The sequence below is a fragment of the Synechococcus sp. PCC 7335 genome (genome assembly GCF_000155595.1).
In the GTDB taxonomy this organism is placed as follows: Bacteria; Cyanobacteriota; Cyanobacteriia; order Phormidesmidales; family Phormidesmidaceae; genus Phormidesmis.
The window spans coordinates 3,107,806-3,131,353 of record NZ_DS989904.1 but is presented as its reverse complement, the minus strand read 5'-3'; the positions used below and the strand labels follow the sequence as shown (position 1 = coordinate 3,131,353).

17 protein-coding genes are annotated in these 23,548 nt (G+C 46.6%); 10 read left to right on the top strand and 7 right to left on the bottom strand.

Annotated elements, in window-relative coordinates; all coding sequences use genetic code 11:
- Positions 1-56 precede the first annotated feature (56 nt).
- The 4 genes from S7335_RS13610 to S7335_RS13595 form a co-directional block, all read right to left on the bottom strand.
- Positions 57-590 carry a universal stress protein gene (locus tag S7335_RS13610; protein ID WP_006457486.1) on the bottom strand — a complete coding sequence of 178 codons (534 nt, stop codon included), beginning with the start codon at positions 588-590 and terminating at the stop codon, positions 57-59.
- A 152-nt stretch (positions 591-742) separates the two neighbouring features.
- Positions 743-3,865, bottom strand: coding sequence for a CHAT domain-containing tetratricopeptide repeat protein (locus S7335_RS13605; RefSeq protein WP_006454116.1), 3,123 nt, complete (start codon positions 3,863-3,865; stop codon positions 743-745).
- A 519-nt stretch (positions 3,866-4,384) separates the two neighbouring features.
- Entirely contained in the window at positions 4,385-5,203 is an 819-nt protein-coding gene (locus S7335_RS13600; protein ID WP_006457701.1) for a sulfotransferase domain-containing protein, read from the bottom strand.
- Positions 5,204-5,226: 23 nt separating this feature from the next.
- The gene (locus S7335_RS13595) at positions 5,227-6,408 is read right to left on the bottom strand and encodes a zinc-dependent alcohol dehydrogenase (RefSeq protein WP_006453788.1); all 1,182 of its coding nucleotides are present in this window, start codon (positions 6,406-6,408) and stop codon (positions 5,227-5,229) included.
- Between the two features lie 294 nt (positions 6,409-6,702).
- On the opposite strand from S7335_RS13595, the gene thrC reads away from it, so the two are divergent.
- A complete protein-coding gene (gene thrC / locus S7335_RS13590) occupies positions 6,703-8,031 on the top strand; it encodes a threonine synthase (RefSeq protein ID WP_006457630.1) in 1,329 nt (442 codons plus the stop codon).
- A gap of 43 nt (positions 8,032-8,074) precedes the next feature.
- A complete protein-coding gene (locus S7335_RS13585; protein ID WP_006453408.1) occupies positions 8,075-8,350 on the top strand; it encodes a MoaD/ThiS family protein in 276 nt (91 codons plus the stop codon).
- Between the two features lie 238 nt (positions 8,351-8,588).
- On the opposite strand, the gene S7335_RS13580 is transcribed toward S7335_RS13585, so the two are convergent.
- Positions 8,589-9,665: a homocysteine S-methyltransferase family protein gene (locus tag S7335_RS13580; RefSeq protein WP_006456765.1), complete on the bottom strand. Its 1,077-nt coding sequence runs from the start codon at positions 9,663-9,665 to the stop codon at positions 8,589-8,591.
- A 576-nt stretch (positions 9,666-10,241) separates the two neighbouring features.
- On the opposite strand from S7335_RS13580, the gene S7335_RS28880 reads away from it, so the two are divergent.
- Positions 10,242-12,200, top strand: coding sequence for a cache domain-containing protein (locus S7335_RS28880; protein WP_050765873.1), 1,959 nt, complete (start codon positions 10,242-10,244; stop codon positions 12,198-12,200).
- Positions 12,201-12,206: 6 nt separating this feature from the next.
- Here S7335_RS28880 and S7335_RS13570 read toward each other — a convergent pair whose 3' ends face one another.
- The gene (locus S7335_RS13570) at positions 12,207-12,674 is read right to left on the bottom strand and encodes an ASCH domain-containing protein (protein WP_006457503.1); all 468 of its coding nucleotides are present in this window, start codon (positions 12,672-12,674) and stop codon (positions 12,207-12,209) included.
- Positions 12,675-13,173: 499 nt separating this feature from the next.
- Between S7335_RS13570 and S7335_RS13565 the strand changes: the two genes are divergently transcribed.
- The 6 genes from S7335_RS13565 to S7335_RS13540 all read left to right on the top strand — a co-directional run bounded on the left by S7335_RS13565 (position 13,174) and on the right by S7335_RS13540 (position 19,607).
- On the top strand, positions 13,174-13,599 hold the full coding sequence (locus tag S7335_RS13565) for a hypothetical protein (protein ID WP_006455999.1): 426 nt from the start codon (positions 13,174-13,176) through the stop codon (positions 13,597-13,599).
- A gap of 209 nt (positions 13,600-13,808) precedes the next feature.
- Entirely contained in the window at positions 13,809-14,330 is a 522-nt protein-coding gene (locus tag S7335_RS13560) for a hypothetical protein (protein WP_006455637.1), read from the top strand.
- 150 nt (positions 14,331-14,480) lie between these two features.
- Positions 14,481-15,422 carry an alpha/beta hydrolase gene (locus S7335_RS13555; RefSeq protein WP_006453909.1) on the top strand — a complete coding sequence of 314 codons (942 nt, stop codon included), beginning with the start codon at positions 14,481-14,483 and terminating at the stop codon, positions 15,420-15,422.
- Positions 15,423-15,431: 9 nt separating this feature from the next.
- On the top strand, positions 15,432-16,043 hold the full coding sequence (locus tag S7335_RS13550) for a hypothetical protein (RefSeq protein ID WP_006456370.1): 612 nt from the start codon (positions 15,432-15,434) through the stop codon (positions 16,041-16,043).
- A 404-nt stretch (positions 16,044-16,447) separates the two neighbouring features.
- Positions 16,448-17,578 (top strand): metallophosphoesterase, encoded by a 1,131-nt coding sequence (locus S7335_RS13545; protein ID WP_006455893.1) that lies wholly within the window; start codon positions 16,448-16,450, stop codon positions 17,576-17,578.
- Positions 17,579-17,801: 223 nt separating this feature from the next.
- Entirely contained in the window at positions 17,802-19,607 is a 1,806-nt protein-coding gene (locus S7335_RS13540; RefSeq protein WP_006454637.1) for a tetratricopeptide repeat protein, read from the top strand.
- Between the two features lie 29 nt (positions 19,608-19,636).
- Here S7335_RS13540 and leuA read toward each other — a convergent pair whose 3' ends face one another.
- On the bottom strand, positions 19,637-21,358 hold the full coding sequence (gene leuA / locus S7335_RS13535; protein WP_006454091.1) for a 2-isopropylmalate synthase: 1,722 nt from the start codon (positions 21,356-21,358) through the stop codon (positions 19,637-19,639).
- Between the two features lie 1,209 nt (positions 21,359-22,567).
- On the opposite strand from leuA, the gene S7335_RS13530 reads away from it, so the two are divergent.
- Positions 22,568-23,290 carry a fasciclin domain-containing protein gene (locus S7335_RS13530; protein WP_006454387.1) on the top strand — a complete coding sequence of 241 codons (723 nt, stop codon included), beginning with the start codon at positions 22,568-22,570 and terminating at the stop codon, positions 23,288-23,290.
- The last annotated feature ends 258 nt before the right edge of the window (positions 23,291-23,548 follow it).

Genomic DNA, 23,548 nt, shown 5'->3' with positions numbered 1-23,548 from the left:
TACAGCTCTCTTACTGAAAGCTTTGTGTAGTAGCATGCCAAGTGACTAGCGTTTCTCTACGCAACAGCAGCAACTCGGGAGTCGCTAGAGGGAAGCGCTGTTTCCGAGTGAGTCTTGGGATGGACGACTGTGACTGAACAAGGAGCATGGTGAACTAGGTAGTTGCTGACGCTGCCATTATCTAGCTCTCTTTGGTTAGTGCGATCGCGATTGCCTACCAAAATGAGATCAATATCCTCTGTTCTGGCAATTTCACAGACTTTGAGCCCTGGAACGCCCTGGGTTTGTATGCAGGTCGTTGCGACGCCGGCAGCTTCAGCCTCTGACTGTCTCTGCCTGAGCAAAGCGCTATGGCGATCTACAAACTGCTGCCACTCTTGTTCATAGGCTTTTTGGGCAGAATCTCCTAGATCTGTTGAGAAGGTCTCAACCAAAACACAAGGGTGCTTGGGGCTATTCGTTGAGAAAGCATCTAGCACGTGAACTAAAACCAACTCAGCATTAAGTGGCTTAGCCATCGCTAAAGCCGTGTCAAAGGCCCACTCACTAGAAGCCGACTCATCGATAGCAACCAAGATCTTATCAAGCATTTTAGAACTCCTAACGCGCAATTTTTTCTGTATACTACGCTACTAAATTACAATAACGATGTAGTAATCAGGGAATATAATGTAGAGAACCTAACAATTCGTTATCGTTCTATAGCTTTGGTTACTTTGCCTGCTGTCAGTCTTGTCTGCTGTCAGTCTAGAGGTCGCCAATCACCCGACAAGATAAACGACGACCAGTAGTAAGGATGTCGATAGGTGCCCGTATTTAACAGTTCTAGCTGCGCGTTTCGTAGCGCCTCGCTGCGACCCTGTTTCTTCTCTATCAAATTTTTGTAATACAGCTCCATCAGCTCACTAGTGCCAATATCGCCCACTTGCCACAGGCTCATTAGCTGACTTTGTGCGCCTGCTATGGCAAAGGTCCTTCTTAACCCATATACGCCTTCACCGTTACTAACCGCGCCTACTCCTGTCTCGCAGGCGCTAAGCACCACGAGCTGAGTACCATTGAGTTTGAGGCTAGAGGCTTCTAGCGCGGTGAAGATGCCGTCCTCCGCTCCGCTACTTCGCCTGTTCGCCCCTGCTAGGGCAAGTCCCGATCTCAAAAGCGGATTTTCTAAATTACTAGGGGTTGTTTGTGAGGCTTTTGTTTCGACTAGGCTAAAGCTTGCACCTAGACCACTGCGACTGTCACGACGACGCTCGGAGCTGGCAGGGGGAATGAACTCTACGTCTGGAAGAAAGAAGCCATGCGTAGCAATGTGGAGAATGCTAGGCGCATTGACTTGTTTGAGACTCGCTTCTGTTGCTCGTGCCTGAGTAAGGGTAGTCGCTTCTGGTAAGAGAGTAGCGATCGCTTCTGCTTCTTGAGCAGTTCCTGGCAGAGGAGAAAATACTAGACCGCTAGCGTCTACCGAGCGCCGAGAGCGATCGATGTTTTGTTCTAAGCTATTTTGTGGCTTACTAGCTGATGCATAGTCTGGGTTCGCGAGGATGAGCGGTGGCTGTTGGCTGGGTGGCTGTTCGGTTTGCAGCTTGAGTAAATCCCTACCGGAGGAGAGATAGCTAATTTGGTAAGTTTCGATCAGATAGCTATCTTCGTTGTCAATCAGCGCATCAAACGGAATCAGATTGAGCTGGCTGTCTGGGGAGAGCAGTAGCTGCTCCTTGTTGTTTAGAAAAGGGCGCAGCGGCGCGATCAGCTTTTCGTCTAGCTGACGAGCGATCGCACTAGCCTTGGCGGAGCGGCTACTAAGTGCAGCTCGAAATGCTAGGACTAATGGATCGATATCTGCGATCACGCCTAGATCTACCGCGTTTATCTCATCTTGAGTCAGCACGTACGCTGCATAGCGAGGAGCCTGCCAGCGGTCTTTTATTTTGGGCTCTGCAGCATAGGGAGAATAGCGCACAAATTCTACTAGAGCCGCATTCTGGGGAATCAGCGGTTGGATGGCGTCTACAGAAACAGGCAATGTCTCTAGTCTAAAGGCAGCACTACTGCGAGCGAGCTGATCTTCTAGAATCTCTGCTCTGTCAGTTAGCCTATCAAGTTCGCTTTGATAGGCTAACTGACTGCGGTTGCCTAACCCTTCAAACCTTAGCTTCGCGATCTCAGTGCGAACATCGCTCAGCTCGTCTAGTCGCTGCTGGTTTTCTGCGGTTAGATTTGCTCGTATCTGCTCAAATCTAACCGCAGCAGCCTCTAGAACTCTGCCTTTTCGCTGAAGAACGTTCGTCAGTGCTAGTTTGAGCGTATCTGCCTGATCTGATTTACCTGCTGCATTAAAATCTTCTAGGCTAAAGGAGACTCTAAGGTTCGTTGTTGCTAATAGCTGCTTTATGTACTGTTGGATTCTGATTTCAGATGCACCTAAAAACAGATCGCTAAGGTTTTGTTCTTCTATTTGAAGGGTCTGCCTGTAGAGCGATCGCGCTGCTTCGTGATTGCCTTGAATGAACTGTAAGGAGGCAATATTGTTGAGGTTGATAGCAACGTCAGGGTGATTCTCACCTAGAATAGCTTTGTAAATTCCTGTAGATTGCTCGTACAGATCCAACGCTGTCGCAGTCTCTCCTTGATCGTTGTATAGAACGCCTATGCGATTCAAACTGTCTGCAACAGCAGGATGATCTTCGCCAAAGGTAATTCTATTAATGGATAGCGCCCTTTCATATAGCGGCAGGGCTAACTCATAGTCTCCCTGATCTTGATACAGCGTACCTAAACTGTTCAAAGTCACGGCAACATGAGGATGGTTTTCACCCAAAGTCAGCTCTCTAATCTCTAGCGCTCGTTCGTATAGCAGCCTAGAAACTTGATAGAGTTCCTGTTCTCTGTACACAGAAGCAGCGTTACTCAAACCAGCCGCTACTATAGGATGGTTCTCACCCAAAGCGACTTTGAATATTTCTATGGCGCGAACGAACAGCGGAGCAGCGTCGTCATAGTTGTATTGTTTGTAGTACAGCACCGCTAGGTTGTGCAAGCTATTACCCACTTCAAAATGGTCTTCATCTAGCGATTTTTCTCTGATCGCTAAGGCACGCTTATGTAGCTGTAGCGATTTCTCGTAGTCTCCCTTATCTTGATAGAGCAGAGCTAGACTGTTAAGCGTGGTAGCAACTGCCAGATGGTCTGGTCCTAGAGCGGCTTCCTTTATAGCTAGAGCACGGTCGTATAGCGGTAGGGCGATCTCATACTTTCCTAGGGCTCGATGAACTGCGCCTAGCCCGTTCAAGACATCGGCTACGTCAGGATGATTACCTCCAAGCAGGGTTTCTCTAATCGCTAGTGCCCTTTCATATAAAGGAATCGCTTCTAGATAGCTGCCTTGATACCAGTAGAGAGTAGCTAGGTTGTCTAGACTAATAGCTGTATCAAGATGATTTTCTTCTAAGATCTCTTCGCGTATACTTAGCGCTTGCTCATAGCGTGACTGTGCTTTGGCATAGTTGCCAGAGTCTGTGTATAGATTTCCTAATATATTCAGCTTCTCAGCGATCGTAGGATCTTTTTCTCCTAAAGCTGTTTCGTAGATAGTTAAGGCCCGTTCGTAGGCTGTGATCGCCTCCGCATAGTTATTTAAGGCATCGTGCAGCGCTCCCAAATTACTGAGACTATCTGCAACAAAACGATGATCATCGCCAATCGCTCTTTCTCTGATTGCGATGACTTCTTCAGCAAATGGAATGGCTTCCTCGTAGCGTTCCTCTTGATAGAGCGCAACTACTTGGTTACTTAGCTCATCTGCGCGCGCTAGCTCGTCACTATTAAGTTCTGATATGTCTACTTTAAGATCTAGCAGTTGCATAGACGTAACTACTTGTGCGTTTACCGAGACGGACCTGGTTCCTAGAGATATCAAGCAGCTCCCTAGAAGCGAAAAGAGCCGTAATTTGTTCACTCTCTTGCTGTTCTGCGTCGCACTCATTAACAACCCTCTCTATCTCTCTACTTTAAGAGTTGCCAATTACCAGAAAAGATAAACAAAGACCAGTAGTAAGGGTGCTGCTATGTCGGATCTCTAGCAATACTGGCCGCGCGTTCCTAACCGCCTCGCTGCGACCTTGCTTTTTCTCTATCGCTCTTCAATGACTCTCGTAGAATAATGATTGGAACGACGTGGACTGTTTACTCAACAACCAATGCTTATACCAGGCTCTCAGCGATTATAGCGCTTGAATTTCCCCTGATCATACGGCAGTAGACGCGGCTCGTCAGATGAACGATGACGGCTTTGGTGCCTACAAGTGCCTATGATCAAGGGGTTATCAATATAGACTATTACTTTTGGTCTTTACCACTTGAGGAGAGGTCAGTAGATCATGAACTATAGACTAGGGTCTAGGAAGCGACTAAACGCTATTTCGAGCAACCCTTCCTCTCGCAGCTGCGCCTCGAATTCTGGCCAATTAGAGATCTTATTCTTCACTGACTGATTTTTATCTTGCTTCCGAATCTTTAGCTCGATATCTGAATCGAACGCATCTAGCTCAATGCCTGTAGCAGCATTGAGCTTTTTACAAACGAAGTTGAGATTTTCTACATTCGTGCCGCAGGTGAATTCCTCGTATTCGATCACCTCTACCCTTTTATGATGAGTTACTAGGTATTGACTGGCGCAGGTCTGATAGTAATCATAGCGATCGCAATACCAAGCAACAAAATCGTCAATATGCAGCCTCGGTTTGATTTGAGTTGTATCTAACCTCAGCCAATCGTCCGTTTCTATTGCCTTCACAAAAGAGATATACGTGTCAATTATTCTGCGGGTAACAACGATTACGTCATAGTCGACAATTGATTGATTCAGCGCTTTCGGCGGTAAGTGATTCTGAAATAGTTTGAACGAACAGATCTTCTTTTCAGCTGAAAACCTTTGCACGATAAGCTCTACGATTCGAGCATGGTTATCTTCAAACTGTTTAATTAGTTTTGGATGGCTTCTATCTACAAAAGGCAAACTTTGGATTTTACACAAAGTCTCTACTTCCGCATCGCTCATCATGACAGCAACATTAGAGAAAATCTCATAGTAAGCCGCTATCTGAGGATGCTGACTTAGCAGCGCACATAGGTAGTTCGTGCCTGTTCGTTCAGTAGCAACAATCACCAAAGGTCTAGCTAGTGCATGATTGCGTTGAGACATCGTGCGGGGGGCGGCCAAAGTAGCTATGGCGTCATCACAACTTTGACGCAGTTGTCTCTCTTCTCCTGAAAGATTTTGTAACCTTCTGGCGCATCATCTAAGGAAAGTCGGTGGGTAATAATAGCTGTTAGATCGATATCCCCCTGCTCAACTTTTTCCATTAAAGGCTGCATGTACTTCTGCATATGAGTTTGTCCCATTTTCCAGTTCAGGCCTTTGTTCATCGCTGGCCCCATGGGGAACATGTTCAAAAATCCGGTATAGACGCCCGGTACAGAAATATTTCCGCCTTTACGACAGCACTTGACTATCTGCTGCAAGACGTAAGGATGCTGAAGCTGTTTATCTAGTTTCGCGCTGCTCTTGATGCTATCGAGAATGCCTGTCATCGCTCCACTGCCATGCGCTTCCATACCCACCGCGTCAATACAAGCTGCTGGCCCCATACCGTCGGTCATCTCCATCAGCTGCTCATACACCTGATCAGCATCGAAGCTATCAATCGTTTCAACGTTTGCATAGCTTCTAGCTAGACGCAGTCGTTCAGGCACATGATCAATGGCAATTACTCGACCAGCGCCCAGCATCCACGCGCTCTTCATAGCAAACAAACCAACCGGACCACATCCCCAGATAGCAACCGTATCGCCTTCTTTTATATTCGCGTTTTCCGCACCCATGTAGCCGGTCGGAAAGATATCAGAAAGAAAAAGGACCTTCTCATCAGGTAGATGACTCGGAACTTTAACCGGGCCGACGTCTGCATAGGGAACCCGTACATATTCTGCCTGCCCACCAGCAAAGCCCCCGGTAATATGGCCATAGCCAAAGATTCCAGCCGGAGCATGACCCATCTCACTTCTGGCGATGTCTTCATTTGGGTTTGAGACGTCGCAGAGCGAATAGAGGTCCTGATTGCAAAAGAAGCAGTTGCCGCAAGAGATAGTAAAGGGAACAACAACGCGATCACCTTTCTTCAGATTCGAGACAGCCGAGCCGGTCTCCACCACCTCGCCCATGAACTCATGACCCAGTATGTCACCTTCCTTAAGTGTCGCTACCTTGCCACCGTACAGGTGCAGATCCGAGCCACAGATAGCGGTAGCTGTCACTCGGACAATGGCATCTCCAGTCGCCTCAATTTTTGGATCAGGCACGTTGTCTACTCGTACATCTTCCTTTCCATGCCAACGCAGTGCCTTCATACTCGGTTAGTCCTTATCTATTGCTATTCATCAGCTTCGGGCTATAGAACAAATTGAGCATCTTCCTTGAGCAGTACATCTTCAAATAGGGCTAAGACAACCCTAGAGTAGAGCACCAAGACAAATTACTCTTATAAATGCTCCCATGCAAATAGATGTCTATCCATACCCGACTAATAAAGTCGGGATTGTTTGCGACCGGATTACCTCCGTGTTACTATCAGTCCACTTCACTGGAAATAGGCTCGTAGACCTGTTTCACTTCTTTCCGCTCTTACCGTAGGGAAACGCATTATGACACAGGCTATTGATCGGCTCGCTGGTTCTCAAGGTCTTTCTGAAGGACTTTCTAAGAAAACATTTACTACATTGCGATGTAAGGAATGCGGAGAAGAGTATGGTTTAGGCGCAAAGCATGTCTGCGAAGACGTGTGCTTTGGTCCATTAGAGATTGCCTACGACTACGCAGCTATCAAGCGCCAAGTCTCCAGAGAAACTATCGCCGCTGGGCCTCACTCTATCTGGCGCTACAAGGCCTTTTTACCTGTTGAAACGGATACGCCGATTGATGTTGGTACGGGGATGACTCCGCTGGTCAAAGCCAATCGCCTCGCCCGTCAGCTAGGGCTTAAAGAGCTTTATATCAAGAATGACGCGGTGAATATGCCGACATTGAGCTTCAAAGATCGGGTGGTTTCCGTAGCACTCACTCGTGCTAAAGAGCTGGGATTTACCACTGTTTCTTGTGCTAGTACTGGCAACTTAGCGAACTCTACAGCGGCGATCGCGGCCCACGCAGGCTTAGAGTGCTGCGTTTTCATTCCTGCTGATCTTGAAGCAGGCAAGATCCTCGGCACTTTGATTTACGATCCTACCTTGATGGCGGTCAAGGGCAACTATGACCAGGTTAATCGCCTTTGCTCTGAAGTCGCTAATACCCACGGATGGGGCTTCGTCAACATTAACCTACGTCCTTACTATTCTGAAGGCTCAAAAACGCTAGGTTTTGAAGTTGCTGAACAGCTTGGCTGGGAATTGCCAGACCATATTGTTGCCCCTTTAGCCTCTGGTTCTCTCTTCACTAAAATCTACAAAGGTTTCCAAGAGTTCATCAAAACCGATCTAGTAAAAGCTAAAGATGTGCGCTTTAGCGGCGCCCAGGCAGAAGGATGCTCTCCTATCTCTCAAGCTTTCAAAGAAGGTCGTGACTTCATCACGCCTGTGAAACCCAACACTATTGCCAAATCTATTGCTATTGGGAATCCTGCCGATGGTATGTACGCTCTCGATGTTGCTCGCAAAACGAACGGTAATATTGAAGATGTGACTGACGAAGAAGTTATTGCAGGGATGAAGCTACTCGCTGAAACTGAAGGCATCTTCACCGAGACTGCTGGTGGTACTACGATTGCAGTTCTAAAGAAGCTAGTCGAAGCTGGTAAAATCAATCCTGATGAGAAAACAGTTGTCTTCATCACCGGCAACGGATTGAAGACACAAGAGGCCGTTCACGGGTATATTGGTGAGCCTCACACTATCGAGCCTAAGTTAGAAAGCTTCGAGCGAGCTTGGGAGCGAGCCAACACCTTGAATCGTCTAGAGTGGCAGCAAACTCAGGTTTAGACCCACTTTTTTGTTTAACTACTTCAGCAACTTATCAACACACATGTCTGTCAAAGTTCTCATTCCTACCCCCTTACAGAAGTTCACTAAAGACGAAGCCGCCGTAGAATGCGAGGGCAGCAACATTAGCGAATTGATGGATACCCTAGAAGCTAAATTTCCTGGTATCAAAAAGCGTCTTTGCGACGATCAAGGTGAGCTCCGTCGATTCATCAATTTCTATGTCAACAGTGAAGATATTCGGTTTCTAGACAACAAAAACACCGCTTTAAAAGATGGCGATGAAGTGAGCATCGTTCCTGCGGTTGCGGGCGGTTAGTTCAAATTTTCCATGACAAATTCGATGGTCGAATTTGCCGTCTACGAGTTCCTACAAAAGAACGATAAAAGGCTCAGTTGCTCTGAGCCTTTTTCTATGTTCATTCAGAGATGCTCGATTGCAGATGCAACAATAGCAAACAGCCAAATGTATCTTGCTTTTTGCTAAGCACTTATCTTTATAGGAAAAGGACGATTGCGTTTGAGTATGCTGCAAGCTGTAGACGGAATTGCAATAGCTAAAAGGATCTATCAAAAAGAGTTATTTCCTTGTGATAGTCGATAGCTGAACTATCCTCAATTGGGCTCTTTTGACTAGGAGTGATACTGTGATCCATGGAAGAACAGTAGGCTTGACAAATGGCTTCGATATGACGATAGTCCGTACCACAGCAACCGCCTAATACAGCTAAATTAGGTAGGCTTTTGGCTAATTCTACAGACTGCCAACCTAGCTCGACAGGACTGCCCTGATCTAGAGTGTCTGAGTCATCTAGTTCAGCGTGACTTTTGCGAGAAGCATTTGAGCGGATACCATAGATGCGCTCAGTCCAAGGTTCGTCGACGGCGACTGTTTGCTGAAAATGAGTTGGATGTGCACAGTTAATCATATAGTAGGCTGGCGCACAGTCTGTAGCTTGATCAACTTGCTCGATCGCTGATCTAAGAGACTGACCAGATGGTAAGCGGCCATCTGTTTCTACGGTAAATGAAATGGTCACCGGGATACGAGCCTTTCGAGCCGCGAAAGCGATGCCAATAGCCTCTTCAACATAGGTCATAGTCAGTGCGCTAACCATATCGGCTCTATTCGCAGCGCAGCTTAAGGCAAAGGTTTCAACCTGAGCAGTGTGATATTCCTGAGCGCTCTGAATATCCATTTGGCTACTGGGACTGTAGCCATCACCCCTAGGGCCGATGCAACCGCTAATTACAACAGAAGTTGGGTTTTGAGCTTCTAAGCGAATAGTGTGAAGCAGCGTGATCGCCTGTTGATTGACCCGTGCTAGCGCCTCAGCATCATAGCCTAAGCGATCGCCCCAATCGCTGTTCGCCCGCCAGGTTGGGCTTTCTAGTATCAGACCAACGCCATATCTATGAGCGATCGCCACGTACTTTTCAAAATAGCGTCTAAGGGCCGCAACACCCATCACATCGTTCAATAGTACAAAGGCTGCAAAGTCAGGCAAATGTATTCCCTGCTGAAAAATAAGATCTGTTTCTAGACCGCCATCAGTGATAAATAAGCGATTTTCACTTTGTTGGGTTTTATCAAGAAAGTTTAGCTGAGGGAGATGATAGGTGTTAGTAGTCATGGTAAGTATCCTTTATTCTTGGATATAGCTGTCGGACGCAAGCTGAAGAAGGCTATGACTGCCACGAGCTGTGGCCAAAGCTATGGATAGTAGAGTTATGAAGAGTGCTTTGGTGATCAAAGAATGATGGTCAAAGAGTTAAGTACCTGTGTTTAAAACCCAGGGGAAAAGCCTAGAAGGTTGGACTAGTGGGTAATTTTGTCTGAATTGTTTCGTTACCTATCGCTGACTGAAAAGCATCAGAAGAAGAGTAACCAGATGCGTTCAGAGAGATTTGAGATGATATGACTTTCCCTGAAAGGCTTTTTACCAACGAAGGCGTATAAAACAGCAATGTGGCGATAGAAAAGATAAAAGCGCGATAAATCATTATTGATACTCCGAGATGGCTCAATAACAGAGATAGGGATGAGACAGTGATAGTCACCGTCATCAACAGTTAAAAGATAAAAAACAATCGAGAACTAAACGAGAAGAAAGTAGCTGTTCATACCTTCCCGGTTTCTTCCCGATCATCTGCTATGTTCGTGAAAGGGTCTTCGTAGCAAAGCTAATTAGCAGCCTCTGAACAGCCATATGTCAGCAAAAGTGCCTCTTTCTCTGATTTCTCCACTATCGAATCTAAGCCGCAGGTCCCGGTCACTTCGATCTGTGCTGGTCATTCCTTTCTTGATTCAGATATTTGCGGTTGTTGGGCTAACAGGTTATTTCTCGCTGCGGAATGGACAGCGGGCCGTGAACCAGGTGGCTTCTCGGCTAAGAAGTGAAGTTTCTGATCGGATTCTGGCCGAGCTAGCCAATTATGCTGAGCGTCCTCATCTATTGAATCAAATCAATGCAGATGCCGTTCGCCGCAATACTCTCCAAACTCAAAACCGCAGCAGTGAGCAGTATCTTTGGCAGCAGATGCAGTTTCTCGATAACATCACCTGGCTCTATTTTGGTTCTCAAGCAGAAGGAGCATTTGTAGGCGTTACCCGCACAGTCGAGAACAACTTTAATGCGGTAGTAAATGAACCTGCAACTGACTTTAAAGGACAGGTCTATGAATTGAATGAGCGAGGTGATCGCACACAGCTACTAGAAGCCCGCTTAGATACCTACGATGCTCGTACTCGTCCTTGGTATCAGGCAGCGGTGGCAGCTCAAGACGAAGTTTGGACCGATATCTACCTAGAGTGGGAGCTACAGCAGCTTACCTTAAGTGCAGCACTGCCAGTGTATAGTCTCAGCGATGAGCTGCTGGGAGTCGTTGCCACAGATTTTTCTTTGGATGATATCAGTCAAGTGTTGAGTGGCCTGGATATTGGTACGCAGGGACAGGCTTTTATTATGGAAAGCTCTGGGCTGCTTGTGGCTACTTCAACCGATGAAACCCCCTATCTTAGAACTGAAGCAGGCAGAGTTCAAAGACTGCAGGCAGTTGACAGCGCTAATGCCATCACTCGCCAAACAGCGCAGGGGGTAGATGAAGCGATCTCTATGAACAGCTTGACCAATACTGCTCAGTTAGAATTCTCAATCGATGGTCAGAATCAGTTTGTTCAGGTCTCACGCTTCAATGACCTGCGCGGAATTGACTGGTTAGTAGTAGTGGTTATTCCAGAAGCAGAATTCATGGGAGATATTCGTCGCAACACTCGTACGACTATTCTGTTGTGCCTAGCAGCTTTGCTATTAGCTTCCCTTATTGGTTGGCTAACGGCACGGCGCATCAATCAGCCCATACTAGCGCTCAACCAGATTGCTCAAGCGATCGCCCAAAGAGCACAAACAGGTCCTCTACAAACAGATCTAAGCGCAGATAATTTTCCACCACAAATTTCATCTAACCCGTCGTCTCAAAACCAAAGTATCGCTCGTCAGACATTTTCTCAAGGCATTAGAGAAGTTGACGCTCTAGCTGATTCGCTAAGTCAGATGGCCAGCCAGCTACAAGACTCACTGGTAGCTCTAGAAAATAACAACGAAGCGCTAGAAGCCCGCATTCAGCAACGGACGATTGACCTCGAGCAGGCAAAGCAACAGGCCGATGCTTCCAATCAAGCAAAAAGTGCCTTTCTAGCAAACATGAGCCACGAGTTACGAACCCCCCTCAATGCTATCTTGGGCTTCTCTCAGGTGTTGATTAGCCACGACAACCTTACAGCAGAACAAAAAGATAACCTTTCTATTATCTACCGGAGCGGCAATCAGCTTCTCACGACCATAAACGAAGTTCTTCATCTCTCTAGCATTGAAGCGAGTAACACTACCTTGAGTGAGCAGACAGAAGCATTGAATCAGCTGCTAGACGTACTGAAAAAAAGAACCGTTGCTCAGACTTCGCTGTTGGAGGTCGAGGAGATTGCTGTGATGCCTGCCGAATGGGTGCGATCGCTACACACTGCTGCTACCCAGGTTGATGGAGATCGCTTGCATCAACTTATCGAAGCAATACCCTCACAGCACAGTCTGCTCAGACAAAAATTAGAGATCCTCGTTGATGGCTTTTGCTACGACCATATTCTAGAGGTAACGCAGGCAATCCGGTAGAATCTGTTACACAGAGTATAGAACTTGAAACCGTTCGCAGACCAGAGGCATTGTCGGTGTCGGGGTCTTACCAATCTTTGGTAGAACCCTAGAAAAATATTTCCAGTGTTCTCGCCGCCAAGATTCCAAACTACGGTTATCTTCTCCTTCGTCATAGGCAAACTTCCTATCGACCTGGTTGAACGGACAAACAATGATCTCCGTTGTCTCTACAATGCAAGCTGGGTTTTGAGCACTATCTAGAATGACAGTCTTACTGCCCACCTTTGGTAGCGGACTTTGTTCAGCTTCCCATTCCCATAACGCAGAGCAGGTAGCTGTTTTCACCCGATTAAGAACTAGCCCAGTCAGCTCATTCGTAAGCGCAGGACTATCTCCAAACTGGTCAATCAAGTAAGACCTATCTATTTTTTGTTGACTAGGCAAAGTGCCTAAATAGCTTTGCCAATATTGATCGATTTTGACTTTGTTCATGACATTCTTATTTTCTATCGTACAGATTGATAGCTAGTTCACTAGTCCTGACTACCTTCAGTAGCACTCTCTTTAGAAATGTTCTAGAAGTTTAGAAATGTTCTAGAAGATAGAGACTCTCAATGGTTTAATCTGGCAGGTGCGATATTCGAAAGAGTCTTCACGACACCTCGGCTATTCAGCTTGCCTTAAGACTGAATGCCTCGTTAGGCGTGGTGTAGCGATTAAATTGAAATCTCAGCAACAGGTCCCTTTTCTGGATATTTCATGCCATATTCCATGCCACCTATAGAGCAAGACTCTATCGCCTAACTCTATTGTCTAAATGGGAAGATAGGGAGAAGATACACAACTTCAACGATTTTTATGCTATGGAATTTAGGTTCCTTCTCTAAGCAATGTAAAAAAACAGAAATCTCTTTCTTTAGAGGCAAGCAACTAACACATTTTAGTGATGCAATATCTACATACTGTCTAGGAAAAGGACCATGGAAACGTCATGACTTTCTTTCAACGCAGCCGTCGCTGGATTACAGCGATCGCGCTTGTACTACTTCTTACCGTTTCAACCACCGCCTGCTCTACAGCAACTACCGAAGCGCCAGCAGGTTCTATGGTCGGCTACTCCCAGCTAGAGCGGGGTAATTCTGCCAAGGGTCAAGAATATGGTGACTGGGTTGTTAGTGCTGCTCAAGGGCTAGTCTCTGATGCCTATGTCAAAGATAACAATAAACTTGGTGTTGTCATTACTGAAGAGGTAGCGCCGAACGAAGTCAAGGAACTTTCTAGGTCTCTGCTTCAAGGATTTCGGAAGAGCTTTCCCAACAAGGATTTGAAGGTGCTTGTCTTTGCTCCTGACAAGGCTCCTATCCTAGTAGCCGACTACGACTCACAATCTGGTCAGGTTGAATACAGCACGCCGTAGGATCTATAGAAGTCAGAAATAGAAAAGAAGTCAGAAATAGAAATCAGAAATAGAAAGCAGTTCGGAAAGACACCCAGAAAATAGAGAGGACTGCATCTAAAAAATTACATCTTAGAAGAACTGTGTTCTAGAAAACCAGTGGAGAAACTGAGTTCAACACACGAACTTCTTCATTCATACACAAACCCCACGCCAATTTGGAGAGCCCTATGTCTACAAGCAGCGATAAGTACAAGCGTGAGATCATGAAAGACCTCGCAGGTGGCAACAAGGAGATCTTAGAACCTAACGGTGACGATGCCCTCAGCGAGAAATACAAAAGCTTTGATGATTTTGCCGATAGATCCTCCCGCGACGAGCGACATGGTTTGCTCAGAAGAGCTTTCCACCCTGAACGAGTCCCAGCAGCCCAGATGGACCCTGAGTTGCGAAGCGCAATTGAAAAGATCAAGCCTAATGAGCGCGATGACGTTGCTCGTGAGTTCTTTAAGCACTTCAAAGAAAGAGGGTTAAGTGATCGTGACCTTGAAAGACAGCTCGGACTCTCTACCCATCGCGCTCGTAAGATGAATGCGGATGATGTGGGTAAGCTCGCTTCTTTTGCCTACACTGCCCATCCTGATATCTTTCAAGAGGTGCTCGCCGATCAGCCTGCTATCTTAAAGTTTCTCAGCAATCCGTTAGTGGGCGCAGCTATCGGTGCGATCGCATCCAAGTGGCTTCGTAAATAGACATCTTGAATCGCAATTCACAACGTCCCTGATTTCTATCTGAAGATTGGGGCGTGTAGGTTAAAAAGGTGCCCATAGGCACCTTTTTTGTTAGCAGCTGAGCGGTAAACTATAGTCACCACACAGTTGATAGGTTGCATCTCGTCACTCATGCTCGGTCCCCAAAATTTATTCTCCCTTCCTGCTCTTGCGACCAAAGTACCCAAAGATTTTTCGGCAACATTATGGGCCAGTAGCGCTGCTGCGATCGCCTATGTAGGCGCTTGTTTTGCTCTCTACAGCATCCAAACTAAGCTGATCTATCGCCCTTTAGCGCAGCTTATCAAGACCCCGGCTGACGTAGGGTTAGCCTATGAAGACATTTGGATCCCTATCAGCGATGGCTGCGGTGAAAGTCAAAGTGAGTACCTCCATGCCTGGTGGGTCCCTAACCCTCACAGCAGCCGCGTTATGCTGTTTTGTCACGGCAACTACGGGAACATCAGCTATAACACCGAGCGTATCCGATTCCATCATGCTCAAGGTTGCTCTGTCCTCGCTTTTGACTACCGTGGCTATGGGCTGAGTAGTGGGCCTGCGCCGAACGAAGCAAACATCTTTGCTGATGCCGACGCAGCTTTTAACTATCTAACGCTTAGCCGTAAGGTATCACCAGAGAACATTGTTTTATCAGGTCATTCTATCGGAGGTGCCGTTGCTATCGACCTAGCTAGTCATCATCTTGAAATTAATCGCCTTATCGTCGAAAGTAGCTTCACTACTATGAGGGATGCTGTTGAGGCAAAAGCTATCTATCGGTTCTTTCCCATCGAAATTCTATTAACTGAGCCCTTCGACTCTCTAAGCAAAGTCAAGGAACTAAAGATGCCGGTCCTTTATGTTCATGGCGACCAGGATTTCGATGTTCCCCCTAGATTTAGTCGTCAGCTCTACGCCGCAACCCCTAGCCCTAAGCAAATTTTTATTGCTCGTGGCGCAGATCACAATATGGAGACGCTGGCAGGCGATGCTTATGCCTCTGTTCTTCAAAATTTCTACAATGGGACTGACCGTGTCGCTCAACACATTGAAGAGCTACAACTCGCCTCGTAGCCCCAACCCATGGTTTCTTTTCTTTTAGACTGGGTAGCCAAATACTTCTCACTAGGGGCCTTTTCCAAACACAAAAAGACCTTGACGCCTCAGGTGGATTTGATGCCTCAGTTAGACGAGAAAGCTATCACGCCCGTTGATCGGACTTCTATTAATAGCTTTTTGTCCGACGAGCTTCAAACAGAGATTCGAGCTGAGCGAAAGTTCTCTCTCGCTGAAGCAATCGGTAGAGAGAGCGGCAGCTTTATGAAAGGTGAATCAGCTATTCCTAGACCCGTTAGGGCCGCTAATGAGATAAAACAGTTTATTGCTAACCATAGCTCGGAGCCATCAGGGGTTTTAGCGACTGAGCTAGCCAACTGGTGTATCGCAGATATTCGGCTTAGCCGCCAGCTTGAGACCCCATTGACTGCGCTTTCTCAAGTTATTGAAAGTCTACTGAATGAGTCAACATCTTTCTACGAATTTTACAGGCAAGTGGCGATCGCTCAGTCTAAGATGACCGGTGAGCGTCCTTACTTTCAGCAGCCGGATCAACCACCTCATCCTAGAGCTGAGCACACTCACAGCTCTATTTACAATTATCTGTTAAAGATAGCAAAGCTTCTCCAAGAGACCTGAGACCTGAGACCTAGAACCTAACTGTTTAATAGCCACCGCTGCTGCTCTTTTGGGAATTCCCCTAGAGATTAGTTTAGAAGGATTAAAGTCTGTAACAACGTCAGTTCTTAGAAGCCCAAGGCTAGCTGTTATAACAATCCGCTGACTGTATTTAGGGGGTTAGAATTAGTGGATTGCTAGGTGCAGATTGCGTGTACCCGATACATTAGATACACGTAATCCACTTTGCCTGTTGTGCTGCGAGGTTTCTAACCTGCAATTGTGGACTTCAGCAAAGTGAGGCACGTAGATAGTACGCAAGCTTGCTTTTATGCACGAAAGACTATTGTCGTTAAGTCTGTGTTATGGACTTTCTTCCTAAGATGCCCTTACTATTTAAGTGAAACGCTGCTCAAAAAGCCATCATGAGACTCAATTTCAAATTTGCCGTTGTCAGCGATTTGCACATTGCCCTGCCACATACTATCTGGGATGCTCCAAATCGATTTCATCTGGTTGAGGTCAGTATTCCAGCTTTTGAGCAGATTCTAGATCAGCTAGTTGCCGATCGACCAGATTTTTTATTACTACCTGGAGATTTAGTACAACATGGTGAAAGAGACAATCATCAGTGGTTAGCCAATCGACTAGCACAATTACCTTTCCCAGTCTATGTTGTCCCCGGCAACCATGATGTGCCTAGAAAAGAGCGAACTCTAGCTAACAATAATCAAACTATTTCTAGAGTTGCGTTGACTGATTTTCCGCAAATCTATCGACAGTTCGGCTACACGGATAGCAAGCAGCTTTACTATCAACAAGAAATTTTGCCAGGTGTTCATCTAATTGGATTGAATTCCAATACTTTTGATGAGTCAGGAGAGCAAATCGGCACAGGTTTTATTGATGAAGAACAGTTTTCATGGCTAGATGCCCAACTAAAAAAACTTGCTGGTAAGTTTGTGATGGTGATGGTCCATCACAACGTGTTGGAGCATCTACCCAATCAAGCAAAATCAAAGCTGGGTCAACGCTACATGATCAAAAATGCACCTAAGCTAGTTTCAAGACTTCAAGCAGCAAAAGTACCACTTGCATTCACCGGACATCTGCACGTACAAGACATTGCTAAATCAGGTAATTTCTACGCAATTACGACAGGTTCGTTGGTTAGCTATCCCCATCCATATCGATTGATGTCTGTTTCAACAAACGCACAGGGGCTGCGGCAGGTAAACATAGAAACCAGGCGAGTAGAATCTCTCGCCGATTGGCCAACATTGCAACAAACTTCCAAGCAGTGGATGGGCGATCGCTCTTTTCCCTTCATTCTACGCCTGATGACTGACCCACCGCTTTCCCTATCGCCAGAACAGGCAGAAAGCTATGCGCCCTATGTCAAAGATTTTTGGGCAACCGTCGCAGCAGGAGATGCGTGGTTCGACTACAAAAAACTACCAGAGAAGGTGCAGAGATATTTTCGACGGTTCAATGCTGTTGGAGAAGATGGTAAGGAAAAGTTTATAGATAACAATGCAGTATTGTTGCTGAGGTAAGCAAGCTAGTTTGAGAATTGCTTGGGCGGCTCACTATCCTACCTCGGTGCTGACTCGGTGCTGATAAGAACTAGCATAGGGTAATCACGACTTCAAAGAGAAAATGGCTATCGGTTTTTGGATTAGCTTTTTAAGCTGTATAGCTTCAAGAAGGGCGTTTACAATTAGGTCAAGCTACTTTGATAGGTAGCTTAGCTAAAGCGGTTTTAGTAGGAAGGTTAGGGTGAGCGGATCTTTGGTAGAGCAGTACCTAGCTCTGATTGATAGGATCGTAGAGCAGACGCTAAAAGGAAATGTGCGCTCAAAAGAGCAAGTGCGATCGCAGTTAGAGGCTGCGGTAGAAACGGGTACAGGTGAGATTTTTGAGCGATCGCTTGGCACTCGTATCACCGAAATCGAAGCTCAGCTAGAAGGTTCGCTCAAAGCGGCGCGCATTTTACGAGCGCTAAAGACGATTGAAAGCGAGTGGCAAAAAGGCCAAAAAGACCGTCAGGCGGCTAGTGGAATCGTGATCGCAGCAGACCAGCTCCGTCAGGCAGAAGCCGCCGAGCGGCCTAATATCTTCCTAAGTTTCATCGACCCTAATCAGCCTAATAATCTTAATCGCAAGCAGCTCAAACAGTTAGCTAAAAGCCTATCAGAAGATGAGCTAGCCCCTTGGCAGCGAGGAATCCTATCTGGACTAGCAAACTACGAACGGATAGAGCCAGAACTGGTTAGCTGGTTGTATACGTCTGCGGGTCAGCCGATTGGATTTGGGGAACGCGCTCAAGGCGGACCTTGGGTAGTTTGGCAAAAGGCCTCCACTGGATTGCCAAGCTTGTTATTTACAGCGCTAGCAAAAAACGAACCTGTAGAAGCAATCACTCGCACGGCAGTAGATGTGGCGAGCTGGATAGATCTAGCTGTAACCTTACACTTCTTGCAGCGCAGTTTGATCGTCTGGTTTGACAAACAGCCCTACAGTGCTAAGGCCGGAAAGCAGCTCTCTTACAGTACTTCTCTAATCTTTGCCGCAATTTGGGGACGATTATCTCAGGGATTCATCACTGCAGGTAGTTCGTCTTACCGAACGCTAGGCGATGGCTGCTTTCAACTAATGCTACAGATCTTAAGAACATTTTCTCAGCGAGACGATTTTCCCCTATACGGTGGTGTATTTGCATCTTTTTCAGGAGACTATCTACAAGATACGCTTGACTATTTTAGTGAGCCGCTCACCCAGGTAGAGGGGACCCAGGAAAAGGCAAGAATTCTGACATTGTTGGGGTATTCAAAACAGATGCTAGGCCGAGCTAGTGAAGCAAAGGCGTTCTACGAGCAAGCTTTGAAGATTGCTAGATCAGCCGAAGATTTAGCTTGTGAGACGGCAGATCTTTGCCACCTAGCGCGAAACGCAGTATTAGAGAAAGACTATGAACAAGGTGTAGAAATCAGTCAGAGAGCGTTGATTCTAGCTAGGCAAAGAGGCGATCAGATCGGAACCGCAAATGCATTGGTCAATCTGGGTTATGCACAGGTGCTGCAGGCGCGAGCGAATGATATCGGAGATACGGCAGTTTACGACAGCGCGATCGCCTACCTAGAACAAGGTCTAGCACTTGCTGGCAAACAAGGAGATTTTCAAAGTCAGGCACTGGCCTACAATAGTCTAGGAATTGGCTATGTGATGTGCGATCGCCCCCAAGATGGTCTCAATATCTTAACTAAAGGGGCAGAGGCTGTTAAAGGGTCTGGCAACATCTATCTACAAGGACTTTACACGCTATATACTGCCGAAGCCCATCACGCGCTAAGACATTCAGACGAAGCTATCTTCTACAGCGTTCTATCGATGCATCTACTGAATAGCATTGGTTCGGAAGACTGGCGACAAGCCGCTGGGCTCGCCTCCATCCTCCAGGGTCAGTTAGGAGAAGAGGCTTTCCAACAAACCCTAGAGAAATATCGTCGTCAGCTCACCCCAGTGATGAGTATGGAGGGCTACGAAGCGCTGACTGCTCTGCTAGAGAAATACCGAGAGCAATAGGGTGCGTAGCCCCAACATAAGCACCAGACTTAAGCACGCGTCGCTAAAGACTGCGAGTCTGACAAACAGATCCGATCAGACAAGCGATTTAGCGCACTGACGATTGCCTGAAAAGACGCGATAACGATGCTTTTATGAATACCAATACCATAGCTGCTGCCTTGATCGGTGACAACTTCAATTAGTGCGATCGCCTCTCCTTGACTACCATTGCGCAGCGATCGCTCCTCATAGTGCCAGACCTCAATCTCACCAAAATTACGTAAAGCCTCTACCTGGTTTAGCCCTTTGACAAATGCCTCGATCGGGCCATCACCCTGAGCCACGCTGACAACTTCAGCTCCTTCGAAAACGAGATTAGCAACAACACTCACCTGTTGAGTCTCAATTTGATTGGCGGATTGAGAAGATCGATGTGAAACATATTGCAGCGGCTCAATAACTTGCTGATACTCCTGACAAAAAACGTCCCAAATTGCTTGTGCCGTTATCTCTTTGCCGCTAGCATCTACTGCCTGCTGCACAACCGAACTAAACTCTATCTGCAACTTTCTGGGCAAAGAGAGTCCGTAATCCCGCTCTAGCAAAAAGGCAATTCCTCCTTTCCCTGACTGACTATTGACTCTAACAACAGAAGCATAAGAGCGACCTACATCAGCCGGGTCCATCGGTAGATAAGGAACAGACCAAACATCGTTAGGACTTCTAGCAGCAAAGCCTTTTCTGATAGCGTCTTGATGAGAACCAGAAAAGGCCGTGAAAACCAGCTCACCTGCATAAGGATGACGAGGATGGACAGGCAGCTGAGTACAGTCCTCTGCCACTCGGACAATATCATCGATACAAGAAAAATCAAGTCCAGGAGAAATACCTTGAGTATAAAGATTCATCGCTAGCGTGACTAGATCTACATTCCCTGTCCGTTCGCCATTACCAAACAGACAACCTTCTACCCTTTGAGCTCCCGCCATTTGAGCCAATTCAGCAGCTGCGACGCTACAGCCTCGATCGTTATGAGGGTGAACGCATAGAACAACTGCTTCGCGATGATGAAGCTCCCGGTGCATCCATTCCACCTGATCAGCAAAAATATTAGGCGTAGAGACTTCTACGCTAGCTGGCAAATTAATAATTGCCTTAGCCTCTAGCGTAGGTTGCCAGATATCTAGGACAGCGTTGCAAATTTCTTTAGCAAAGGGAAGTTCTGTAGAGGTAAAGACTTCAGGGGAATATTGAAAGCGCCAGTTTGTCTCTATTTGCGCTTGAGCAATGGTCTTGATTAGCTCAGCAGCTTCAGTCGCCAAGCGAATAGTCCCAGGCTTATCTAAGTTAAACACCACTTGACGAAACGTAGGGGCGGTAGCGTTATAGACATGAACAATGACGTTCAAAGCACCACGCACGGCTTCAAAGGTTCGGCAGATAAGCGATTCACGGGCAGGCGTTAGTACCTGAATAGTCACATCGGACGGAATCAGATTATGGTCGATTAGATGGCGGGCGAAGTCAAACTCAATTTGAGAGGCGGAAGGAAAGCCAATCTCGATCTCTTTGAAGCCAATATCTACTAGCGTGCGAAAGAGACGAAGTTTACGGCCAATATCCATTGGTTCAATCAGCGCTTGATTACCGTCGCGTAGATCAGTGCTAAGCCAAATAGGAGGAGTCGTAATCGTTTGGTCTGGCCAGGTGCGACTAAAAAGATCAATCGGCGCAAAGGCAGCGTATTTATCGGAAGGGTTGTTCAACATTGTTGGTTTTGGATGACTTAGGGTGGTTTGTATTTTTGCGTTTTTATTTCGCTGTTTGGCATATGGGATAGGTCAGGGCTGTCAGGATGCCAGCGTTGAATCTGACAGCCCTGTGGTAGTCGCAGACTAAGAAGTAAGAGAACGAAGGTTTTCATAATTAATGTCGTGGCAAGGGAATGTTTGTTTGAGGTGAGCTCTCTTACTAGAGCTTTTGGGGATACGTGTATAGCACTTACGGCCAACGTTGAACAGTAGGCTACTCGCAAAATCTTCTCATCTTTTACAAATGCTGAGCTACGCGCAGACATAATCCACGTACAGAGGCTGTAAGAAAGTCCGCCTCTACTCTTTTGCTTTTGCTACGGGTCTATAAGCCTTTTTAGCGGTGATAACACCCACACTTGGCCTTCGGCGATAGATGTCACAAAAGCAGAACTCTGCGAATTGTGGTAGCTACCAAGACTAGCGAAATATTTTTAGTAGGAAGAAGGATAGTATGATGCGCGCCCGCGCAGCAGTAGCAGCCCGCTTAGGCTGTTATTAAAGACGTAGCGTGTGGGTTGCTGGGCGTTCATCTAGTTTGAGCGTCTAGTGTCTTACTTTGACTTCTTTGCGGCTTTTTCCGACGTAACTCCTGCGAATTTAGCCTGTAGGGCGATAAGTGTCAAGTAGGAATCAGCCGGAATGGGACTATTTCGTGCGGATTTAGTGCAGGCTTTTTATGTTGTTTGAAGAAAGTCTTTTGTGATTCTGTCGTACCTGGCCAGTATGCCAATACCCAGTATGCCAAAACTAAGTGTCTTAAGCTTTTCACCAGGTAGACACTATCCCCATTACGGTGATGAATACCAAAGACGACCTATCTATCAACAACATATAACAGCAGTATCAGCCTCTATATACTAATTACTCCAACAGTCTCTTTTCATCAATGTGCATCAGCATTTCAAATCGGAAAATTCGAAAGCGATCGCATTAAAAAACTTTTCCTCGCGTGAAACTTTCGTAAGTAAAATTACAATTCTGTAATCAAGAGTCTAGGTAAATTCCGAATTTTGACTCTACAATAATCACAACAGTTACTTAATCGTCCTAAAAACAACGCCCTAGAGACGAGCCCTGCGTTGTTTATCTTCAAAGGACTTACGCGCTAACCCAAGAACTAAGACATTTGGTCCAATTTAATTTTTTCCTATCTTGAGGAGAACTATGCGTTTTTCTAAACTGACCCTGCCTTTCAACCGATTGGCTGGCCTCGCCGCAGCTTTAATGATTCTGCCTGTAGCGGTAGCCTGTGATACACCATCCGACGAGGTCTCCGAGGCGCCTACTGAAATGCCAGGAGATCCAGGAGTCGAAGGCGAAGCAACAGATGGAACAATTGTAGATGCTGCTATTGATAGCGACTCTTTTAGCACACTAGTATCTGCTGTTCAGGCCGCTGGGCTTGAAGAGGCACTTAGTAGTGAAGGGCCCTTCACGGTTTTTGCACCTACTAATGAGGCGTTTGAAGCGCTACCACCTGGCGCACTAGATCAACTGCTATTACCTGAAAACAAAGGCACTTTGACTCAGGTGTTGGCCTACCATGTTGTTCCGGGCGCGATTACTTCTGATCAAATTCAGACTGGAACAGTCACTAGTATCGAAGAAAGTGACCTAGACCTAGTTGCAGATGATATGGGTGTCACAGTCAATGGCGCTAACGTTGTCAGCCCAGATATGGTGACTAGCAACGGAGTTATTCACGCTATTGATGCGGTACTCTTACCCCCTTCTTTGACGGGTGAGCCGCCTGCTGAGGAGATGCCTGGTGAAGTAGCGCCTCCTACTGAGGGCGTTCCCCCTGTCGAGGAGGTACCTGGTGAGGGAGTGCCTCCCGCTGGAGTTCCTCCTGTCGAGGAGATTCCTCCTACTGAGCCTCTTGAGTAGAGCCAAGCTTCACTGTTGAGTAGGTTTCTAAGCGCTTAGCTATGTTAAGTCAAAGGTTGCAGCCTTCGGTATCGGGGTTGCAACCTTTGATAATAGTAAAAACTGAGCGCTATGTTGCCTTGTCTATCACACTGCAAGCTGTGACTATGTACGTCAGCTGACCCCTTTTTCTCTTTACATTTACTTCTGCAACCATGTGTCACGGCTGAAGGGCCTCCGAAACGAGGAGAGTGCGAAGCAAAGTGGCGATCGCCATTC

Excerpts from the sequence above, each read along its gene's own strand:
- S7335_RS13560 (WP_006455637.1), top strand. The coding sequence starts at position 13,809 with ATGTCTACAAGCAGCGATAAGTACAAGCGTGAGATCATGAAAGACCTC.
- S7335_RS13580 (WP_006456765.1), bottom strand. The coding sequence starts at position 9,665 with ATGACTACTAACACCTATCATCTCCCTCAGCTAAACTTTCTTGATAAA.
- S7335_RS13555 (WP_006453909.1), top strand. The coding sequence starts at position 14,481 with ATGCTCGGTCCCCAAAATTTATTCTCCCTTCCTGCTCTTGCGACCAAA.
- S7335_RS13530 (WP_006454387.1), top strand. The coding sequence starts at position 22,568 with ATGCGTTTTTCTAAACTGACCCTGCCTTTCAACCGATTGGCTGGCCTC.
- S7335_RS13565 (WP_006455999.1), top strand. The coding sequence starts at position 13,174 with ATGACTTTCTTTCAACGCAGCCGTCGCTGGATTACAGCGATCGCGCTT.
- leuA (WP_006454091.1), bottom strand. The coding sequence starts at position 21,358 with ATGTTGAACAACCCTTCCGATAAATACGCTGCCTTTGCGCCGATTGAT.
- S7335_RS13545 (WP_006455893.1), top strand. The coding sequence starts at position 16,448 with ATGAGACTCAATTTCAAATTTGCCGTTGTCAGCGATTTGCACATTGCC.
- S7335_RS28880 (WP_050765873.1), top strand. The coding sequence starts at position 10,242 with ATGTCAGCAAAAGTGCCTCTTTCTCTGATTTCTCCACTATCGAATCTA.
- S7335_RS13585 (WP_006453408.1), top strand. The coding sequence starts at position 8,075 with ATGTCTGTCAAAGTTCTCATTCCTACCCCCTTACAGAAGTTCACTAAA.
- S7335_RS13595 (WP_006453788.1), bottom strand. The coding sequence starts at position 6,408 with ATGAAGGCACTGCGTTGGCATGGAAAGGAAGATGTACGAGTAGACAAC.
- S7335_RS13550 (WP_006456370.1), top strand. The coding sequence starts at position 15,432 with ATGGTTTCTTTTCTTTTAGACTGGGTAGCCAAATACTTCTCACTAGGG.
- S7335_RS13610 (WP_006457486.1), bottom strand. The coding sequence starts at position 590 with ATGCTTGATAAGATCTTGGTTGCTATCGATGAGTCGGCTTCTAGTGAG.
- S7335_RS13600 (WP_006457701.1), bottom strand. The coding sequence starts at position 5,203 with ATGTCTCAACGCAATCATGCACTAGCTAGACCTTTGGTGATTGTTGCT.
- S7335_RS13605 (WP_006454116.1), bottom strand. The coding sequence starts at position 3,865 with ATGCAACTGCTAGATCTTAAAGTAGACATATCAGAACTTAATAGTGAC.
- S7335_RS13570 (WP_006457503.1), bottom strand. The coding sequence starts at position 12,674 with ATGAACAAAGTCAAAATCGATCAATATTGGCAAAGCTATTTAGGCACT.
- thrC (WP_006457630.1), top strand. The coding sequence starts at position 6,703 with ATGACACAGGCTATTGATCGGCTCGCTGGTTCTCAAGGTCTTTCTGAA.